The 18996-nt window shown below is 71.1% G+C and carries 17 protein-coding genes; 8 read left to right on the top strand and 9 right to left on the bottom strand.

The annotated features are described in order from the left end of the window. Positions 1–210: 210 nt before the first annotated feature. On the bottom strand, positions 211–444 hold the full coding sequence (locus tag ACH442_RS00675; protein WP_396120437.1) for a hypothetical protein: 234 nt from the start codon (positions 442–444) through the stop codon (positions 211–213). A gap of 170 nt (positions 445–614) precedes the next feature. Here ACH442_RS00675 and ACH442_RS00670 point away from each other — a divergent pair, with 170 nt between their 5' ends. Then, complete coding sequence (locus ACH442_RS00670) at positions 615–989, top strand: response regulator transcription factor (protein WP_396120436.1); 375 nt, start codon at positions 615–617, stop codon at positions 987–989. Positions 990–995: 6 nt separating this feature from the next. On the opposite strand, the gene ACH442_RS00665 is transcribed toward ACH442_RS00670, so the two are convergent. The 3 genes from ACH442_RS00665 to ACH442_RS00655 all read right to left on the bottom strand — a co-directional run bounded on the left by ACH442_RS00665 (position 996) and on the right by ACH442_RS00655 (position 4587). Beyond that, the gene (locus ACH442_RS00665) at positions 996–1964 is read right to left on the bottom strand and encodes a permease prefix domain 1-containing protein (protein WP_396120435.1); all 969 of its coding nucleotides are present in this window, start codon (positions 1962–1964) and stop codon (positions 996–998) included. After that, positions 1961–2314, bottom strand: a complete 354-nt coding sequence (locus ACH442_RS00660; RefSeq protein ID WP_396120434.1) for a PadR family transcriptional regulator — start codon at positions 2312–2314, stop codon at positions 1961–1963. Before ACH442_RS00660 ends, ACH442_RS00665 begins: the two co-directional genes overlap by 4 nt. Before the next feature lie 98 nt (positions 2315–2412). After that, positions 2413–4587 (bottom strand): glycoside hydrolase family 3 C-terminal domain-containing protein, encoded by a 2175-nt coding sequence (locus ACH442_RS00655; RefSeq protein WP_396120433.1) that lies wholly within the window; start codon positions 4585–4587, stop codon positions 2413–2415. Positions 4588–4688: 101 nt separating this feature from the next. Between ACH442_RS00655 and ACH442_RS00650 the strand changes: the two genes are divergently transcribed. Next, positions 4689–5288 carry a TetR/AcrR family transcriptional regulator gene (locus tag ACH442_RS00650; RefSeq protein ID WP_396120432.1) on the top strand — a complete coding sequence of 200 codons (600 nt, stop codon included), beginning with the start codon at positions 4689–4691 and terminating at the stop codon, positions 5286–5288. 181 nt (positions 5289–5469) lie between these two features. On the opposite strand, the gene ACH442_RS00645 is transcribed toward ACH442_RS00650, so the two are convergent. The 3 genes from ACH442_RS00645 to ACH442_RS00635 are packed head-to-tail and all read right to left on the bottom strand — an operon-like array spanning position 5470 to position 7387. Next, positions 5470–6678 carry an NYN domain-containing protein gene (locus ACH442_RS00645; protein WP_396120431.1) on the bottom strand — a complete coding sequence of 403 codons (1209 nt, stop codon included), beginning with the start codon at positions 6676–6678 and terminating at the stop codon, positions 5470–5472. Between the two features lie 36 nt (positions 6679–6714). Beyond that, entirely contained in the window at positions 6715–6978 is a 264-nt protein-coding gene (locus tag ACH442_RS00640) for a GlsB/YeaQ/YmgE family stress response membrane protein (RefSeq protein WP_396120430.1), read from the bottom strand. 19 nt (positions 6979–6997) lie between these two features. Beyond that, positions 6998–7387 (bottom strand): YccF domain-containing protein, encoded by a 390-nt coding sequence (locus ACH442_RS00635; protein WP_396120429.1) that lies wholly within the window; start codon positions 7385–7387, stop codon positions 6998–7000. Positions 7388–7477: 90 nt separating this feature from the next. Between ACH442_RS00635 and ACH442_RS00630 the strand changes: the two genes are divergently transcribed. Next, the gene (locus ACH442_RS00630) at positions 7478–7981 is read left to right on the top strand and encodes a hypothetical protein (RefSeq protein WP_396120428.1); all 504 of its coding nucleotides are present in this window, start codon (positions 7478–7480) and stop codon (positions 7979–7981) included. A gap of 156 nt (positions 7982–8137) precedes the next feature. Here ACH442_RS00630 and ACH442_RS00625 read toward each other — a convergent pair whose 3' ends face one another. Further along, entirely contained in the window at positions 8138–10210 is a 2073-nt protein-coding gene (locus tag ACH442_RS00625; protein WP_396120427.1) for a sigma-70 family RNA polymerase sigma factor, read from the bottom strand. Positions 10211–10428: 218 nt separating this feature from the next. Between ACH442_RS00625 and ACH442_RS00620 the strand changes: the two genes are divergently transcribed. Continuing rightward, a complete protein-coding gene (locus ACH442_RS00620) occupies positions 10429–11403 on the top strand; it encodes a pectinesterase family protein (protein WP_396120426.1) in 975 nt (324 codons plus the stop codon). Here ACH442_RS00620 and ACH442_RS00615 read toward each other — a convergent pair. Further along, entirely contained in the window at positions 11400–12668 is a 1269-nt protein-coding gene (locus tag ACH442_RS00615; RefSeq protein WP_396120425.1) for an alpha-hydroxy-acid oxidizing protein, read from the bottom strand. The two genes, ACH442_RS00620 and ACH442_RS00615, sit on opposite strands and share 4 nt — an antisense overlap. A gap of 46 nt (positions 12669–12714) precedes the next feature. Between ACH442_RS00615 and ACH442_RS00610 the strand changes: the two genes are divergently transcribed. From ACH442_RS00610 to ACH442_RS00595, 4 genes are all read left to right on the top strand, one after another. Next, a complete protein-coding gene (locus ACH442_RS00610) occupies positions 12715–14103 on the top strand; it encodes a DNA polymerase IV (protein WP_396120424.1) in 1389 nt (462 codons plus the stop codon). Positions 14104–14367: 264 nt separating this feature from the next. Next, entirely contained in the window at positions 14368–16095 is a 1728-nt protein-coding gene (gene ctaD / locus ACH442_RS00605) for a cytochrome c oxidase subunit I (protein WP_396120423.1), read from the top strand. A gap of 136 nt (positions 16096–16231) precedes the next feature. Beyond that, entirely contained in the window at positions 16232–17689 is a 1458-nt protein-coding gene (locus ACH442_RS00600; RefSeq protein ID WP_396120422.1) for a hypothetical protein, read from the top strand. A gap of 601 nt (positions 17690–18290) precedes the next feature. Further along, complete coding sequence (locus tag ACH442_RS00595; RefSeq protein WP_396120421.1) at positions 18291–18848, top strand: TetR family transcriptional regulator; 558 nt, start codon at positions 18291–18293, stop codon at positions 18846–18848. The last annotated feature ends 148 nt before the right edge of the window (positions 18849–18996 follow it).

The following is an 18996-nucleotide window of genomic DNA, read 5'->3' as shown; positions in this document are numbered from 1 at the left end:
TCGACGAGGCGGCCGCGGTGATTTACGCGCGAGTTGTGGCCGCCGTCAGGCGGGCCACCACATGCTCAAGCGCGTGTTCATGTCCGGCAGCCTAACCGCGTCACCACGCCCGCCGCCATCCCCACGCCCGTGTTTCCCGCAATGAGAGACCCTTCCGCAGTACGCCGTGCAGCCGTGTCATGGGCGCGTCCGCACGGCGTACTGCGGAAATCAGGCGGCGAAGGCGAGCCGGACCGCGGACCGTGCCCACCGCATGCGGCCGATCGCGCAGTCCGGGTGCTCGCCGAACTCCTGGGCGACCAGCTCGGCGCAGCCGTTCTCGCCGAGCCGGCTGACCGTCGCGGTGACCGCCTCGCGGATCACCTCGACCGTCGGGGCCTGGGAGCGCTGCAGGTCGGAGACGAAGAGCGCCTCGGTACGGACGTCATCGATCATCGCGGTCATCGGTCTCTCCCGTTCGATCCATGGCCGGTGGCGGTACGCGGATCAGCACACGCCCGCCGGGTGGCAGACCGGGCGCACCCGGGTTGCCGGCAGGTTGCAGTGAAAACCCGATATAGGAGTGGATAAGCCGATATGCTCATGAGGCTGAATGCCGATCGAGGGGAGCTGCCGTGACCACGGTCCTGGTGGCCGACGACGACGCCGACATCCGGGATCTGGTGGCGTTCAAGCTGGAGCAGGCCGGCCTCGAGGTGATCACGGTCGGGGACGGCCAGGCCGCCGTGGAGCAGGCCCGCGCCCACCGCCCGACGCTCGCCGTGCTGGACGTCTCGATGCCGCTGCTCTCCGGGATCGACGTGTGCCGCATGCTGCGCGCCGACCCGGCCACCGCCGGCATGCTGATCATCATGCTCACCGCCCGGGTCCAGGAGCAGGACGTCGAGGGCGGGTTCAGCGCCGGCGCCGACGACTACGTGACCAAGCCGTTCAGCCCGCGCGAGCTGGTGTCCCGGATTCAGGCACTGCTCACGCGGGCTCGGACGTAGGCGGGATCAGCTGAAGTCGTAGCTCCCGCCGGTGCCGGGAACCTTGCCCGGCAACCCGCGCCGCGCCCGCCCGGCCCGCAGCGCCGTGTCGACGACGTCCCATGCCGCGCTGATCACCACCAGGGCGAGGATGCCCTTGTTGAACCAGCCGCGGAAGTCCCCACCCTCGAGATCGAGGAAGCCGTGGAACGCCGGGTTGAAGAACTGATCGCCGGCGAGCAGCCAGACCAGCGGCGCCGCCCACGCCACGGTGAGCACCGCGTTGACGACGGCGACCGTTCGCGTCGTCGCGCCCACCCGGTAGACCCAGACGTAGTAGAACGCCCGCAGCACGAACAGCGCGATCAGCACCGGCCACCAGAACGCCCAGTTCGCCGGGTCGAGCAGCGGCACGTCGGTGAAGGCGAACTGCTGCAGGACCAGCGCCGCGATCAGCAGCACCACCCACACCACCCCGGTGAGCATCTGACCGACGCCGGCGCGCTGAGCCTCGTACCGCGGAAGGTCCTTGAGCGACCAGCCGACCTTGATCCGCTTATTCGTCCGCTCGGCGATCGCGAAGACCAGCGTCACCCAGAAGCAGAGGTGCGCTCCGACGGTGAGCAGCCCCGACACCGCCCCACCGATGATCTTGCCGAGGTCCGGGTCGTCGAAGATCTGGACGACCACCCCGACCGTGACGACGAGCGGCAGCACGGTCCAGAGCAGGATCTTCAGCAGTCGCCGCCAGGCCGGGAACAGCTCCGGGCCGATCAGATACTGCGGGCGGCCCGCATACCGATCGGCCAGCCGCTCCGGATCGCCCAGCTCGGTGAGCGTGGTCTCGACCGCGGCCTCCCGGCTGGCCCCGGCCTCGATGCGCGCCTCGACCGCATCCTCGATGGAGGCGCGCAGCTCACGGTCGATGTCGTCGCGCTGCTGCTCGGGAATCCGGCGCAGTGCCGTGAACACGTAACGATCGACGAGGTCGGTCATTTCTCGCTCCCCATGATGGTCTCGGTCGAAAGATCCCCGATTGCGGTGTCGAGCCGGGCCCACTCGCCACGCAGCGTCGCGGCCAGGGCGTCGCCCTGCTCAGTGGTCCGGTAGAACTTGCGCGGGCGGGCCTCTTCGGTGTTCCACTCGCTGGTCAGCAGCCCCTGCGCCTCGAGGCGGCGCAGCAGCGGATAGAGCGTGTTCGCCTCGACCTCGAAGCCGGCGCGGCTCAGGGTCTCCAGCAGTGAGTAGCCGTAGCCGGGCGTGCGCAGAACGGTGAGGCTCGCGACGACCACGGTGCCGCGCCGCAACTCCTGCAGATGCCCCGCCAGCGTCGCATCCATTGTCATGTCACGAACTATAGTGTGCGACGCACACTATGGCAACCCGTTACAGCAAAGTGGCCGCCCACCATAAGGTGGACGGCTACTTTGAGCAGCTCAAGGCCTTATTCGTTGGCAGCCTTGATCAGATTGGTCAAGGCGTCTGCCGTGAACGGGCTCCCCGGGAACATCGCCATCCGGGACAGCGGCAAGCTGTTCAGCATCAGCAGCATGCCCGGGTCGGAGGCCATCGCCGCCATCGTCGAGTCGCCCGCCCCGGCCGCCGCCGCGGCGAACAGCTCGCCCAGCAGCGAGGCGCCACGCGGGTCGGCGAACCACTCACCGACGCTGGAGTCCGCGGTCAGCGGCACCCGCGCCTCGTCCCCGTCGACGTGCCGGGTCACCGAGGCGCGGAGATCCCGCGACGAGGCGCCGACCTCGAACACGTACTCCCCGTCCTCGACGATCCACCGCTGGAGCCGGGTGTCCCAGTAGGCCAGGTCCTCGCGCTCGACCCGCAGCACGACCTCGACCGTCGCGCCGGCCGCGATCGGCACGTTCGCGAACGCCTTCAGCTCGCGCGGCGCCCGCTGCACCGTCGACCCGGGCAGGCTGACGTAGACCTGGACGACCTCCCGCCCGTCGACCGCCCCGGTGTTCGTCACCGGAACCCGGATCTCGAGACCGGCACCGGAGACGGCACCGTACGAGAACGTCGTGTAGGAGAGCCCGAACCCGAACGGGTACGCCACCGGGGTCTGGCGCGCGTCGAACCCGCGGTAACCCACGTGCAGCCCCTCGCCGTACCGGACGTGCCCGTGCTCCCCGGGAAAGTCCAGGTAGGACGGGTGGTCGACCAGCTTGACCGGGATCGTCTCGGCGAGCCGCCCGGACGGGTTGACCCGCCCGAACAGCACGTCGGCGACGGCGCTGCCGCCGGCCTGCCCGAGCAGCCACCCCTCCACGATCGCCGGCACCCGCGACTCCCACGGGCTGGTCAGCAGCACCGCGCCGTTGGAGAGCACCACGACCGTGTTCGGGTTGACCGCGGCGACCCGCTCGATCAGCGCCAGGTGCTGCGCCGGCAGGTCCAGCGAGTCCCGGTCGGCGCCCTCGGTCTCGTGCACGGTGCCGACGAAGACCAGAGCCACGTCACTGGCGCGGGCCAGCTCGACGGCCTCGGCCGGGTCGTCGTAGCCGGCCGCGAACGTCACCGCGGCGCTGGTCGACGCCTGGATCTGGGTCAGCGCGTCGTCCAACTGGGTCGGCGTGATCTGCGAGCTGCCGCCACCCTGGTAGCGCGGCGTGCGCGCGAACTCGCCGAGCACCGCGATCGACTGCCCCTCGGCGCGCAGCGGCAGGAGCCCGCCGTCGTTCTTCAGCAGCACGATCGCCCGCCCGGCGATCTCCCGGGCCAGGGCGTGGTGCGCGGCCGCGTCGTAGGTTCCGGCTTCGCGCTTCCCGGCCTTCACGATCATTTCCCGTACGAGTTCGGCCGACTTCCGCAGGGCGCCCCCGTCGAGCGTCCCCGCCTCGACCGCGTCGACCAGGGCCCGGTCGCCGGCCGCGTCCGGCCCGGGCATCGTCAGGTCCAGCCCCGCGCGCACGGCCGCGACCCGGTCCACCACCGCGCCCCAGTCGGAGACGACCAGCCCCTCGAACCCCCACTCGTCGCGCAGGACCTCGGTGAGCAGCCAGTGGTGCTCGCTCGCGTACACCCCGTTGATCTTGTTGTAGGCGCACATCACGGTCCACGGCTGCGCCTTCGTCACCACCCGGTGGAACGCCCGCAGATACATCTCCCGCAGCGTGCGCTCGTCCACGTCGGCGCTGACCCGCATCCGGTCGGTCTCCTGGCTGTTCACCGCGAAGTGCTTCAGCGACGCGCCGACCCCCTTGCTCTGCAGGCCGCGCACCCACTCGGTGGCCAGCACCCCGGTCAGGATCGGATCCTCCGAGAAGTACTCGAAGTTGCGACCGCCGAGCGGGCTGCGCTTCAGGTTGACGCCCGGGCCGAGCAGCACGGCCACGTCCATCGCCCGGCACTCGTCGCCGAGCGCCTCACCCATCCGGCGCAGCAGCTCCGGGTCCCACGCCGAGGCACTGGCCACGGCCGGTGGGAAACAGGTCGCCGGCACCCCGGCCAGCAGATCACCCTCGGTCGCCTGCATCCGCACCCCGTGCGGCCCGTCGGTCACGGTGATCACCGGAAGCCCGGCCGACTCCACCCCGGTGGTGTGCCAGAAGTCGCTGCCGCTGGTGAGCGCCGCCTGATCAGCAACGCTGAGCTCGGATGTCATGGGTTCGGCCGCCCTTACTGAGTACCTAGTAGGTATTAACTACTTGGTAACGTAACTTCGTCCCGGGCCGTGGGCAAGAGACCGTTCGATGGGAACAATCTGTGAACACCGCACCGCCGCGACGCCGGGACCGGACCCGGCTGCCGGCCGCCGAGCGCCGCCGGCAGATCCTCGACGTGACGACCCGGCTGATCGCCGAGCGCGGCTTCTGGGGCCTGTCGATGCAGGACGTCGCGGACGGCTGTGGCCTGACCGTGCCCGGCCTGCTGCACCACGTCGGCTCGAAGGACAACCTGCTCGTCGCCGTCCTGGAATTGCGCGACGAAGAGGACCACCGGGCGCTGGCCGAGCAACTGGGGCGGCCGGTCGCCGAGTTGCCCGGTGTCGTCCCGCTGCCGGAGATCTGTCTCGCGCTGGTGCGCCGCAACGCCGCCCAGCCGGAGATCGTCCGGCTCTTCGCGGTGCTGGAGGCGGAGTCGCTGGCACCGGACCATCCGGCCCACGAGTACTTCCACGCCCGGCAGAAGAGCACGATCACCGCGATGACGCTGCTGGCGCGGGCTCAAGGCGTACCGGATCCGGAGATCCTGGCCCGGCAGGTGATGGCACTGATGGACGGCCTGCAGATCCAGTGGTTGCGAGATCCCGCGGGGATCGACCTGGTCGCCACCTGGACCGCGGCGGCGAAGGCTCTGTTCTGACCGGAAGCCGCCCACCAGCCGGCCCGCACCCACCAGCCGGCCCGCACCCACCAACCAGCCCCCACCCACCACCGGGGGGCGAACCCACGGACATTGTCGTGCGAAACGCCAAGATCATGCCGGCCGCCTGTGGACAACCGCTCAGTGTGGACAACCCGCCGGCGTCGAACGGGACGACGGGTCAGGCGCCGAGCCAGGCGCGGACCTCGGCGATCTCGTCCTCGGACAGGGCGATCGCCGCCGCCTCGGCCCGGTTCAGCACGTTGTCCGCGAACGCCGACGCGATCTCCGCGGCCTGCGGCGGCGGCTGCCGGTAGAGCGGCGCCCCGCCGAACGCCGTGCCCCGGGTGACGAACGCGATCGCGCTGCGGCTCACGTCGACCCCTTGCGCCGCGAGCTGGTCGCGGGCCCAGCGGGTCGCCTCGGTCAGGTTGAAGTGGTGCGCGGCCGCGTACTCGGCCAGGGACTGGTAGATCGGCGGCCACATCTCCTTGGCCAGCCGGGGAAGGCTGAGCAGGGCGGACAGGCGGCCGACCGGTTCCGGCGCGGGGCCGGTGCTGACGCCGGACTCCGGCGGGTCGTGGCGCGACGAGTCCCACAGGAAGTGGTTGGAGTACTTCGCGTCGGGCAGGTTCAGGCTTTCCAGCGCGCGCACGAAGCCGCCGTTGCCGAACCAGCTGGTCTCGTCGACGCTGGGGCCGAGCTGGCGGCGCAGGTCGTGGGCGAGCGACGCCAGGTTGAGCGGGCCGGCGGCCGAGTCGAACCGCCAGGTGACCAGGTCACGGAACTGGTCGTAGGAGACCGGGCCGGGGCCGACCGGCGCCTCGTCGCTCTCCACCGGTTCGCCCTGGACGAGTTCGAGCAGCTCCTGGCTGGTGATCAGCCGGTCGGCGACGGCGGTGAACGCTTCCGCCGCGTCGGAGGGCGAGACGATGGTCGTACGCCGGTCGGCCCGCCGCAGGCGCAGAAGCAGCGGTGTCATGTCGGAGTCCCCGGAGCCGATCACGAATTCCTCGAACGTGACCGGGTCGGCGAGCGCGTCCACGGCGTCGACGACCATCCGGATGTCGGCGGCGTTCTTGGTGTGGGTCAGGCGCGGGCAGTCGATCACCTCGAACCCCGCGTTGACGAAGAACGGCCGGAACTGCGAGTAGTAGAGCCGCGGCTGGGCGGCCTCGGTGTCCGGGTTCGGCACCCAGCCGCCCGGGTTCATGTAGCAGCGCAGGATCAGCCAGCGGCGCGGGCCGTCGACGGTCAGCGACGTGGTCAGGCGGACCAACCACGCGGCCGGGTCCTTGGCGAACTGGATCGCCACGTCCGGGTCCTGCTTGATCAGTCCGCTGAACACGTTGTCGAAGTCCAGATACAGTGCGGCGCGTACGCGGGCCATGACCGAAAACCTACCGTGCCCGTGCCGCAGCGTCCCTCAAAGGCGTCGACGCCGCCCGGCGACCAGTGACACGCCGATCGCCGCGAGGCCGATCTGGAGGGCCAGCTCGATCCAGTCGATGCCGTCGGTGTCGTCGACGCCGAGGGCCCACGCCACGAGCGTGCCGGCCAGCCCGGCGACGACGCCGACGAGCATGGTCTGCCAGATCGGCAGGTTCTGTTTGCCGGGCAGGACCAGGCGCCCCAGCGCGCCGATGATCAGCCCGAAGATGATGGCGCTGAAGATGCCGTTGATCTCCATTGTCAAACCCCGCTTCTGGTCAGGGTACGTCGACGATCTCGCGGCCGAGCGGCCAGAACGCCACCGGCACCAGCTTGAAGTTCGCGATCCCGAACGGGATGCCGATGACCGTCACGCACTGCGCGATGCCGATCACGATGTGGTGCAGTGCGATCCACCAGCCGAACAGGACCGCCCAGAGGACGTTCCCCAGGCCGGAGGCGACCCCGGCGCCGGGGCGGTCGACGACCGTCCGGCCGAACGGCGCCAGCGAGTAGAGCGCGATGCGCCCCGCCGCGATCCCGAACGGGATGGTGACGACCAGGGCGAAGCAGACGAGGGCGGCGAACCCGTACAGCAGGCCCATGAGGAAGCCGCTGCCGAAGATGAACCAGAGAACGTTGAGGAGGAAGCGCACAAGCCACAGCATGAACCCGGGTGGCCACCCCTAGGGGTACGCCCCCACCGTGTCGCACAGAACGGGCGTCCGGCCCGTCGGCGGGCGCCGTTGAGTACTGCCGTGCAACTCGCCCACGTGCTCGACGTCCTGCAGGAACTCCATGTCGCGAGCGGTCACCCGGAACTGGCCGCGGTGGAGCGGTTCGGCACCGACGCCACGCCCGGCGGGCCGTCGCCGGCGGGGCTGCGGCTGCGCTACGGGACCGGTTCGTTCGCGTACCTCTGGGGTGCGGTCTGGGCCGGGGAGACGGCCATGGCCGTACCGGAAGACCTTCCCCCGCCCTCGCACCGCGCGTCGCGGGCCGTGGTCTTCGCCGCGCAACTCCTCGACGTCGCCCGGCCGGACGCCTTCCGCACCTGGGAGCTGTGCGCGCTGCGCGATCTGGGGCCGGCCGCCGCGCGCGGCAAGGCCCCCCTGGGCTTGCGGATCAACAGCGCCGAGGGTACGTCGTTCCTGCTCCGAGCCACCGCGGCCGGCGGACCGACGCGGGAGCCGGACACCGAGCCCCATCCGTCGTACCGCATCCCGGTCAGCGGAGCGGGAGCACCGGACCGCGCGGGGTGAACGGGAAGCGGGCGCCGCGCCGGGCGCACCCCGCACGAACCCGGGCCGGGCCACCGCGACGTGCAGGAGCAGGCCGGGCAGCCTGGGCCGGGATCACCGTGATCGCGGAGTGCAGGGCGACCGGTGTGCCCGCGCCGGCGGTCGGGCAGTCGATCATCAGCCGGTCATCGACGCGCCGGCGCCGTTCGTCGTCGCCAGGAACGTGGTGCTGGGCAGCGCGCCGCCGGCCGTACGGGAACCCTCGGCGACCTCGGGATCGGCGGACCGGAACGTGACCGCCTCGCCCTGCCACGAGTTGTGGGTCTGTTTGGCTCCGGCGGACAGTCCTTGATCACCCTGGGTGTTCTCGACCGCCACGTCGTAGCGCAGCGTCGCCGGGGCGGTCGTGACGGCGAAACCCAGACCCGTGTTCCGGTACGCCGTGTTGTTGCCCAGCGTGAGCGCCGCCGTGTTGCCCTCGTCGACGAAACCGTGCCCGCTGTTGTTCCACGCCGCGTTGTGCCGGATCGTGTGCGTGGCCGTCACCGAGGGTGTGCCGCCGCCGACCGCGAAGCCGTTCGCGCCGTTGCGGAACGACCAGTTGTACTGCACGGTCACCGCGTCCTTGAAGTCACCGAGGTTGATCCCGTCGCCGCCGTTGCGGAACGCCCGGTTGCCGCGCAGCTGGTTCCCGCCGCCGTCGCCGAACTGCACGGCCAGCCCGGACCCTTTGTTGTCGGCGAAATCGCTGTTCAGCACCTGGTTGCCCACCGTGCCGGGGTCGCGCAGCATCAGGCCGGCACTGCCGCTGCCGTGGATCGAGAGGCGTTCGAAGACGACGTTCCGGCAACCACTGCAGACGTACGCCTGGCCGGGCGCGCCGGTGATCTCCAGTCCGCGGACGGTCCAGTAGGCGGCCGTCTGCGTGATCGCCCACTTGTCCGCCGGGATCCCGGACATGTCGAGGACCGGGCGCTCACCGTCGTAGTTGAGCAGCGTGATCCGCTTGGCGGCGGTCCCGTTCGTGGCGATCTGAATCGGACTTGCGGCCTTGTACGTGCCGCCGCGCAGCGCGATCGTCTGGCCGGGTTTCACGACGGTGACCGCCTTGCCGAGCGAGGCGTAGGGGTGTGCCGCGCTGCCGTCGCCACTGTCCGCCCCGGAGGGCGAGACGTAGATCTCCGCCTTGGTCGCCGCTGCTGGTTTCCGCGCTGCGGTGGTGACGGATGCGCGGGGGGTGGGAGCAGTGGTGGTCGCGGTCGCCACGGGTGGCGCGGCGGACAACGGTGCGTCCGGGTCCGCGGGGGAGTGGTAGACCGCATATGCGAACCCGCCACCCACCACGGCCGTCGCCGTCGCGGCTACCAGCACCTTGTTCTGCAGCGCCGCGACCAGCGCGGTCCCCTTGGCCGCGGTCACCACCGCCGGCGCGGCCGACCCGCTGTGGATCGCCGCCTGCAGGGCCGCGGTCAGCGCGATCGGCACCGGCAGCGCCACCGCGCCGAGCAGCAGCTGCTCCGGCGGGACGAGCCCGCCCCGGCGGGCCCGGCACTGCGCGCAGGCCCGCACGTGCCGGGCCAGGCGCTTGCGCCACACCGAGTCGGTGGTGCCGTCCCAGAACCGCACCAGCTGCGACAGGTCCGGGCAGAGCGGCCTGGCCCGCAGTGCGCGGACCACCCCGCGGGCCAGGTCCACCTGCGCTTTCATCCGCTGCACCCGGACCGCGGCGTGCTTGGGCTTGACGCCCAGCGTGGCGGCGAGCTCGGCCCGGGTGAGCTCCCCGGACGCCTCCTGCCACCAGAGTGCGAGCAGCTCGCGGTCGGTGTCCTCGAGCCAGCGGCCGGCCTCGGCCAGTTCCCGGCGCTGCTCGTCGACGACCAGCGCGGCGGTGGTCGACTCGGCGAAGTCGCCGGCCGGGTCGGGCACGTCGACGGGCTCGGGATGGCGGCGCAGCAGGGTCATCTTGCGCGACCGCAGATGCATCTGGACCTGGCGGTACGCAATGGCGATCAACCATGATCGAAATCGGTCGGGCTGGCGCAGGGCACCCAGACCGCGGATGGCCTTGAGCATCGTCTCCTGGACGATGTCGTCGACGTCCGGGTGCCCGTCGAGGGCCCGTCCGACCACGTTGTAGACCAGCGGCAGGTACGCCGTGACGAGCTGATCGAGGGCGCCGAGATCGCCGGATTGCGCGTCGCGGACCAGGCGCATGGTGTCCCACGTGACCGCCGTCTGAAGCTTCGCCACCGTCCCGCCCCGCCAGGTTGTATTGATGTAGGTCATTGACTTGGGGCTGCTGGCTGCGACAACGTGAACAGTCCCGCGGCCGGGCCGTATCGTGGCACGCGCCCGGGAAAGCCGTCAAAAAAACTTTCCGAGATTTCTGTTGTCCGTGGGAGCGTGCCCGCATCTACCGAACAGCCGTCCTCCCCCCAGGGCGGCTGCTCCCCGAAAGGAACGTCGTCTTGTCCAGAACATCCCGCAAGGTCGCCGTGGCGACCCTGCTCGCGGCCGTCCCCGCGGCCGTGATCGCGTACGCCGTGCTCCCCTCCGAAGCGGCCACCACGACCACGTACACCGTGGCCGCCGACGGCACCGGCAAGTACCGGACCGTCCAGGCCGCGGTCGACGCCACCACCAGCGGAACCATCACCATCAAGCCGGGCACCTACCGGGAGATCGTGACCATCCCGGCCACGAAGTCGCACCTCTCGCTGGTCGGCGGCGGCACGTCCGCGAACGACGTGGTGATCGTCAACAACCGCGGCGCCGCCACCTACGGCACGTTCTCCACCCCGACGATGTACGTCTACGGCAGTGACTTCCTGGCCCGGAACCTGACCGTCGCCAACGACTTCGACGAGACCGGCCTGACCAGCGGAACGCAGGCCGTGGCCCTGCGCGTCGACGGCCAGCGGGCCCAGTTCAACTCGGTCAAGCTGCTCGGCGACCAGGACACGCTGCTGGTCAACGAGGGCGCCCGGGCGTACTTCGCGGGCGCGTACATCGAGGGCACGGTCGACTTCATCTTCGGCGGCGGGACCGCGGTCTTCAACGCCTGCAAGATCTACGAGAAGCGGACCACGGGCGGGCCGATCACCGCGGCCAGCACGCCGGCGACCCAGACGTACGGCTTCCTGTTCTACAAATCGACGGTGACCGGCAAGACCGGCAACACCACGCAGCTCGGCCGGCCGTGGCGCCCGGCCGGCCAGGTCGTCTTCCGCGAGACCAGCCTGAGCGCGACGATCGCCACCGCCCAGCCGTGGATCGACATGTCCGGCAACCTGTGGCAGAACGCGCGTTTCAAGGAGTACGCGAACACGGGGGCGGGCGCGACCACCAACAGCAAGCGCCCGCAGCTCACCGCCGCGCAGGCCGCGAACTACACCCCGCAGAAGTACCTGGCCGGCTCGGACGGCTGGAACCCGATCGGCTAGCCCGGGACCCGGGTGACCGTTTCCCGGGTGATGTCCGCGATCGTGCGGGCGCCGGTCAGGGCCATGGTCAGGTCCAGCTCGGCCACCACGTTGCGGATCACCTCGGCGACGCCGTGCGCGCCGGCCAGCGCGAACCCGTACAGGTGCGGGCGGCCGAGCAGCACGGCGTCGGCGCCGAGGGCGAGGGCGGTGAACACGTCGGCGCCGGTGCGGACGCCGCTGTCGAACAGCAGCGCCGGCTCCGGCCCGAGCGCCTCCCGGATCGCCACGAGCGCGTCCAGCGAGGCCACCGCGTTGTCCACCTGCCGCCCGCCGTGGTTCGACACCACGATCGCGTCCACCCCGAGCGCGAACGCCCGCCGCGCATCCTCAGGATCAAGAATCCCCTTGAGTACGACCGGGAGCCGCGTCCGATCCCGCAGCGTGGCCAGATGGTCCCAGCTCAATCCGGGGTTGGAGTAGACGTCGAGGAACGTCTCCACGCTGGCCCGGGGGGCCGGCGAGAGCAGGTTGGCCCAGAACGGGCCGGGGTGATTGCGGGCCATCGCGATCAGCGCCCGGATCGCGCCGAGCGTCACCCTCGGCCGTTCCCCCGGCTGTTTCGCCCGCTCGGCGGCGATCTCCCGGAACACCGGGTCGGACGTGTACTGAGCGATCCCCAGCCCCTTCGCGAACGGCAGTGACCCCAGGTTCAGGTCCTGCGGCCGCCAGCCCAGCACGGTCGTGTCCAGGGTCACCACCAGCGCGCCCGCGCCGATCGCCTCGGCCCGCGCGATCAGGCTGTCGACCAGCCGCTCGTCGGAGCTCCAGTAGAGCTGGAACCAGCGCGGGGTGTCACCCATCGCCGCCGCGGACTCCTCCATCGGATTGCAGCCCTGGTTGGAGAAGATGTACGGCGTCCCGGTCCCGGCCGCCCCGGTGGCGATCGCCACGTCGCTGTCCTTGCCCATCAGCGCGGCGGCGCCGACCGGGGCGAGCAGCAGCGGGCTGGGCAGCCGGGTGCCGAGCAGCTCGACCGACAGGTCCCGGCCGACCGCGCCGGCCGCCATCCGCGGGACGATCGCCCAGCGGCCGAACGCGGCCCGGTTGCGGTGCATGGTCCGGCCCTCGCCCGCCCCGCCGGCCACGTACGCCCAGGCCTCGGGGGTGCTGGCCCGCTGCGCGCGGCGTTCCAGCTCGGCGAAGTCGGCCGGCACCAGGGGGCGGCGGCCCAGTACGCCGGCGCGGTAGATCGTCGACTGACGGGACAGTCCGGCGTCCGGCATCACGAGGCTCCTCGAATTGTCGTACCGCGTGCGTAGGCTGCGGATCGTGAGGGGGGATCCGAGCATTCTGCACGTCGACCTGGACGCGATGTTCGCCGCTGTCGAGCAGCGTGACAAGCCCTCCCTGCGCGGCAAGCCGGTGGTCGTCGGCGGGGTCGCCGGCCGCGGCGTCGTCTCCACCGCGTCGTACGAGGCGCGGGTCTTCGGTGTCCGCTCGGCCATGCCGATGGCCCAGGCCCGTCGTCTCGCCCCGTGGACCACGGCTTATCTCTCCCCCCGCTTCACCGCCTACAAGCGCACCAGCGAGGTGGTGATGCGCCTGCTCGGCGAGGTCTCCCCGCTGGTCGAGCAGGTCAGCATCGACGAGGCCTACGTCGATCTGGCGCCGATCGGCACCGACCTCAGCGTCCCCGGCGTGACCGGCCTGGCCACCGAGCTGAAGACGCGGATCGCCACCGCGACCGGCGGGGTCACCGGCTCGATCGGCGCGGCCTCGTCCAAGCTGCTCGCCAAGATCGGGTCGGACCTGAACAAGCCGGACGGGCTGACCGTCGTCGCGCCCGGCGACGAGCTGGCGTTCCTGCACCCGCTGCCGGTGAGCAAGCTCGGCGGCGTCGGCCCGGCGACCGAGCAGCGGCTGCACCGCTCCGGCGTCCGGACCGTCGGTGACCTGGCCGCGGTGTCGCTGGAGCACCTGATCGACTGGTTCGGCCAGTCCCACGGCGCCGGGCTGTTCCGCCTCGCCCGCGCGCAGGACGACCGCGCCGTGATCAGCGAGCGCGAGGCGAAGTCGGTCTCCGCGGAGGAGACGTTCGACGTCGACGTCACCGACCCGGTCCGGCTCAAGCGCGAGCTCGACCTGCTCGCCGCCCGGGTCGCCGGCCGGCTGCGGGCGAACGGGCTGGCCGGCCGCACCGTCAACATCAAGGTCCGGCACGGCGACTTCACGACGGTGACCAGGGCGTTCACCCGTGACCACCCGACTGACGACGGCCGGCTGGTCGCGGCGCTGGCCCGTCGGCTGCTCACCGAGGTGGACACGTCCGGCGGCATCCGGCTGCTCGGCGTCGGGGTGTCGACGCTGGCCGATTTCGCCCAGGACGACCTGTTCAGCGACGACCTGCTCTCCGCTGTTCCGGCCGGCGCCGACCTGCCCGACGAGCCGGCCATGGTGGCACCCGTGCTCCCTCTCCCGGAAGCGGCGGCCCCGTCCGACGTGCCCGAGCCGGCCGCCGACGAGGGGCCGGCGGTTTGGCGTCCGGGGCAGGACGTGCTCCACGACGAGCTCGGCGCCGGCTGGGTCCAGGGGAGCGGGCTCGGCCGGGTGACGGTCCGCTTCGAGGGCCCGCTGACCGAGCGCGGTCCGGTTCGCACGTTCGCCGTCGACGACCCTCGCCTGCACCCGGCCGACCCGCCGTCCTGGGCGACTTCCTAGCTTTCATTGCTTCTATGTTGTCCGGGCGTGCACCAGCATTCATCACTTCGCCGCCATCGCTCTGGCGGTGCTGCAAGTGCTCCTGATCGCGGGCCTGGTCCGCCGCCGTTGAGTCCGGGTGCCCGGGTGCCCGGGTGCCCGGGCGTCGGGATGTGCGGATGGCGTAACTCCGTGGGGTTGACCGAGAACGGTCCGTGTGACGCGGTTGGCAAGGCGATTCGCGGGGAGTACGAACGGATCGAGCGCATCCCGCAGGAGGCCTGAATGACCAGCGTCGCGCCGCGCCCGGTCCGGATCCGCCCCTACCCGGTTCGCCGGCAGGTGCGCGGGTCATGGCTGGCCCGCACCATTCGCACGACCGATGCCAAGCAGATCGGCATCATGTACATGGTCACGGCTTTCGGCTTCTTCATGGTCGGCGGCCTGATGGCGCTGCTCATGCGCGCCGAGCTGGCCCGCCCGGGGATGCAGTTCCTCTCGCCCGAGCAGTACAACCAGCTGTTCACCATGCACGGCACGATCATGCTGCTGCTGTTCGCGACGCCGATCCTGTTCGCCTTCGCCAACTTCGTGGTCCCGCTGCAGATCGGCGCGCCCGACGTGGCGTTCCCGCGGCTGAACGCGTTCGCCTACTGGCTCTATCTGTTCGGCGGGGCGATCGCGGTCGGCGGGTTCGCGCTGCCCGGCGGTGCCGCCGACTTCGGCTGGACGGCCTACGTGCCGCTCAGCGGGGGCATGCACTCGCCCGGGACCGGCGGCAACATGTGGGTCGTCGGCCTGGCGATCTCCGGGCTGGGCACGATCCTCGGCGCGGTCAACATGATCACCACGATCCTGTGCCTGCGCGCGCCCGGGATGACCATGTTCCGGATGCCGATCATGACGTGGAACATCCTGCTCACCAGCCTGCTGGTGGCCCTGGTCTTCCCGTTCCTGGCCGCCACGCTGTTCGCGCTGGCCGCCGACCGGATCCTCGGCGCCCAGGTGTTCAACGCCGACACCGGCGGCCCGATGCTCTGGCAGCACCTGTTCTGGTTCTTCGGCCACCCCGAGGTGTACGTGGTGGCCCTCCCGTTCTTCGGGATCATCACCGAGGTGATCCCGGTGTTCAGCCGCAAGCCCGTGTTCGGCTACAAGCCGCTGGTCGCGGCGACGCTGCTGATCTCCGGCCTGTCGATGAGCGTGTGGGCGCACCACATGTTCGCCACCGGTCAGGTGCTGCTGCCGTTCTTCAGCCTGCTCAGCTACCTGATCGCGGTGCCGACCGGGATGAAGTTCTTCGTCTGGATCGGCACCATGTGGCGCGGGCAGCTCTCGTTCGAGTCGCCGATGCTGTTCGCCATCGGGTTCCTCGTCACGTTCCTGCTCGGCGGGCTGACCGGGGTGCTGCTGGCGTCGCCGCCGGTCGACTTCCACGTGCACGACTCGTACTTCGTGGTGGCGCACTTCCACTACGTGCTGTTCGGCACGATCGTGTTCGCGGTCTTCTCCGGCATCTACTTCTGGTTCCCGAAGATGTTCGGGCGGATGCTCGACGACCGGCTCGGCAAAATCCACTTCTGGCTGACCTTCATCGGCTTCCACACCACGTTCCTGGTGCAGCACTGGCTCGGTGCCGAGGGCATGGCCCGGCGGTACGCGGATTATCTGCCCGGCGACGGCTTCACCACGCTCAACACCGTCTCGACGATCGGCTCGTTCATCCTCGGGGCGTCGACCCTGCCGTTCCTCTACAACGTGTGGAAGTCGTACCGGGCGGGGGAGCCGGTGACCGTGGACGACCCGTGGGGGTACGGGAACTCGCTGGAGTGGGCCACCTCGTGCCCGCCCCCGCTGCGCAACTTCGACCGGATGCCGCGGATCAGGTCCGAGCGGCCGGCGTTCGACGCGAAGTTCCCGCACCTCTCGGTGGAGGGGCCGGGCGGGACGCCGGAGGAGGGGTCCCTGGTACGCGGGGAGGACCTCTCCGCGGAACGTTCACCCAACGGATAATTCAGGCAAAAACAGGAGATAGGCGTATTTGACGGTCTGCACGGATGGTGAGTGACTGCTGAGGCGACCGTAGCCGGATTTGGGGCTAGTCCGATGAAACGTCGGACACTTCCTCCTATGTCCGGAAGGACGTTTCATGTCGCTCGCCCGCCGCCACGTCCCCCCGCCGCGCCGCACCCGCGGTGCCGCGCCGGCCGCCGCCGCAGCCCTTGCCGCCGTGGCGCTGGCCGTACCGGCGACCCCCGCGTCAGCCACCGGGACTGCCTGCACCTCCGGGCGATTCACCGCCACGTCCCAGGCCGACCTCGCGAAGATCACCGTCCTCGACCCCAGCCCGCTCGCCCCCGGCCTGCCCGCGCTCGCCGACGTCCGCCTCGCCCCCGCCCGCGGCGACGTCCTCGCGAGCGACCGCAGCGGCCGCTCCGTCGCCACCGCGAGCGACGCCGACGCGAAACTGCTCGGCCTGGAACTCCCCGGTCTGCCGCCGCGGAACACGGTCGCCAACCACGCCGCCCCCGGCGGACCGCCCGGCCCGGTCACCGTCGCCCTCACCGCCCTCGACGCCGGCGGCCTCGCCGCCGCCCGACTCGGCAAAGCCACCGCCGCGGCCACCTGGACCGACGAGTACCACTGCGGCAAGACCGGCCCGCTCACCCGCGCCACCACCATGATCGAAGGACTGAGCGTGCTCGGCGGCACCGGCAGCGGCCCGGCGATGCAGGCGGTCAGCAACCTCACCCACACCGCCCGTCGCACCAGCCTGCTCAAAGTCGGCCCGACCGGCTCGACCCGGAGCGCAACCGATGTGATCGCCCTCGGGGGCGGGCGGATCGGCGTACGCGCAGGGTCCGGCGTCTCCCTCGGCGACCTGACACTGTTCGGCGGCACCCCGCAGGAGATCACCGCCAAGGTGGTCAGCCAGCCGACGCTCGAAGTCATGGCCGGCGGCGACCGGAAACACTCGTCGGTGACCTACCGCCCGGCCGCCCTCTCGGTGACCTCGGCCGGCAAACCCGTGACCGGCGTGGACGACTCCCACAGCAACGTCACGCTCAACCTGCTGGGCAAACTCGCCGACGACCGTCCGGCCTCGCTGCTCACGGTCCGTCTCTCGGTCGGCGGGCACAATCAGAGAATCACCGATTCCGGCGTACGGGCGGACGCCGCCGCCCTCCGCGTCGAAGTGACACTGGGAACGGCGCGGCTGCTCGACGTGGCGCTCGGCCACCTGACCGCGGCAGCGACCGCGCCGTGCCGCATCGGCGCCACGGTTCCGCGCGACGAGGCACCGGCCGGGGACGAACCGTCGGACGACACCCCCGGCGACGGAGCGCCCGGCGACGGAGCCCCCGGCGCGGACCAACCGGTCGACCAGCCCGTCCCCACCCGCCACGTATCCGCCCCGTCGTCGTCCGGCCCGACCGTGGCGGCGGGCAACCCTGGCGGCGGTACGCCCGGATCCGGTGCGCTCGCACTGACCGGCTCGAACGCCGCGGGTGTCGGGATCGCCGGCATCGCGCTGGTGGTGGGTGGGCTGGTCGCGCTGTTCCTGACCCGTCGCCGCCGTGTCGGAGCCCACGCCGCAGGCCGCTGAGCCAGCTCTCGCCTCACTGATCTGCCTCTTTGCTCGCCGGACCGCTCCGCTCACTGGGCCGCTCCGCTCGTCGGGCCGCTTCACTCGCTGGGCCGCTTCACTCGCTGGGCCGCTCCGCTCGTCGGGCCGCCTTCCTGCTCGCAAGGCCGCCTTTTCTGCCCGCCGAGCCGCGACGCGAACGGTTCCGAAACCGGAAGTCGTTGCCTTCCGGCCTTCGACATGGTTGGGTCCGCGTCTACCGAGAAAGTTGCTCGTCGAGCCGGGCGGGTCCTCGCGGACCGATGGGGGTCGGCCCGCGAACCCGCCCGGCAACCCGCTCCGGCGGTCGGTCACCGCCCCACACGCTGGGGATTCGCTCCGGTGGCCGGCCGCCGGTATTCATTCGGGGCTATCCACACCAGCGCGCCGTCCACAGGCCACCACCGTGATCTTGGATCTTCCGGCGACAATGGTCAGTGGGCGCTCCCCCAGTGGGGTGGGTGGGTTCTGTTCTCCCTCGCAAGATCATTTGGGTCGGGGCCGGGACGAACGGGCCCCACGACCCTCGGAGAGTGCCGATGGGGCCGGTGAGCGACCTGGGAAACCGCAATAAGATGATCAGGTGCCATCGCCGAATCTCCCACCCCGGGACGCGATCCGTCACGCGGCCGGGGAGCTGTTCGTCCGGGACGGTTACGGCGCCACCACGGTGCGGGCCATCGCGGCGGCGGCCGGCTGCGACCCGGCGCTGGTGATCCGGCACTTCGGGTCGAAGGAAGGCTTGTTCCTCGCCACTGTCTCCGTCTCCGGCGACCTGACCACGATTCTGGCCGGCCCGCTCGACACCCTCGGCCGTGAGCTGGTGCGCTACGTGTTGGAGGGTGCCGAGAGCCCGGTCGCGGGGGTCTACCGCGCGATGCTCAGCGCCTCCGACCGCCCCGAGATCAAGGACCGCCTCCGCGCCTCGATGCATGACGTCTTCGTGAGCCCGCTCGCCGAGCGCATCGGCGGCGCCTACCCCGAGTTGCGGGCCCGCCTGGCCGCGGCCCAGTTCGCCGGGCTGATCAACGCGTTCTGGCTGGTCGGCGACCCGGTCCTGGCCTGCGCCGAACGCGACGCCATCATCACCCTCTACGGCGACGCCATCCAGCGCCTCCTGACCTGCGCCGACCCCGCCTGACCCGGATCCGCCGCCGAGCATCCCGGTCCAGGCCGCGGTGGGCGTCACCCCCGCATGATCCGACTCCGGCCGCCGCTCCCCGCCGCTGAACCGACCCATGACCACGGCCGGGTCCAGCCGAGTGGTCGCGTTGGGCTCAGCCTTGTCG

This window comes from Actinoplanes sp. NPDC020271, assembly GCF_044388125.1.
Lineage (GTDB): Bacteria > Actinomycetota > Actinomycetes > Mycobacteriales > Micromonosporaceae > Actinoplanes.
The sequence above is the reverse complement of the archived record's forward strand: the minus strand, read 5'-3'. Positions and strand labels throughout refer to the sequence as shown.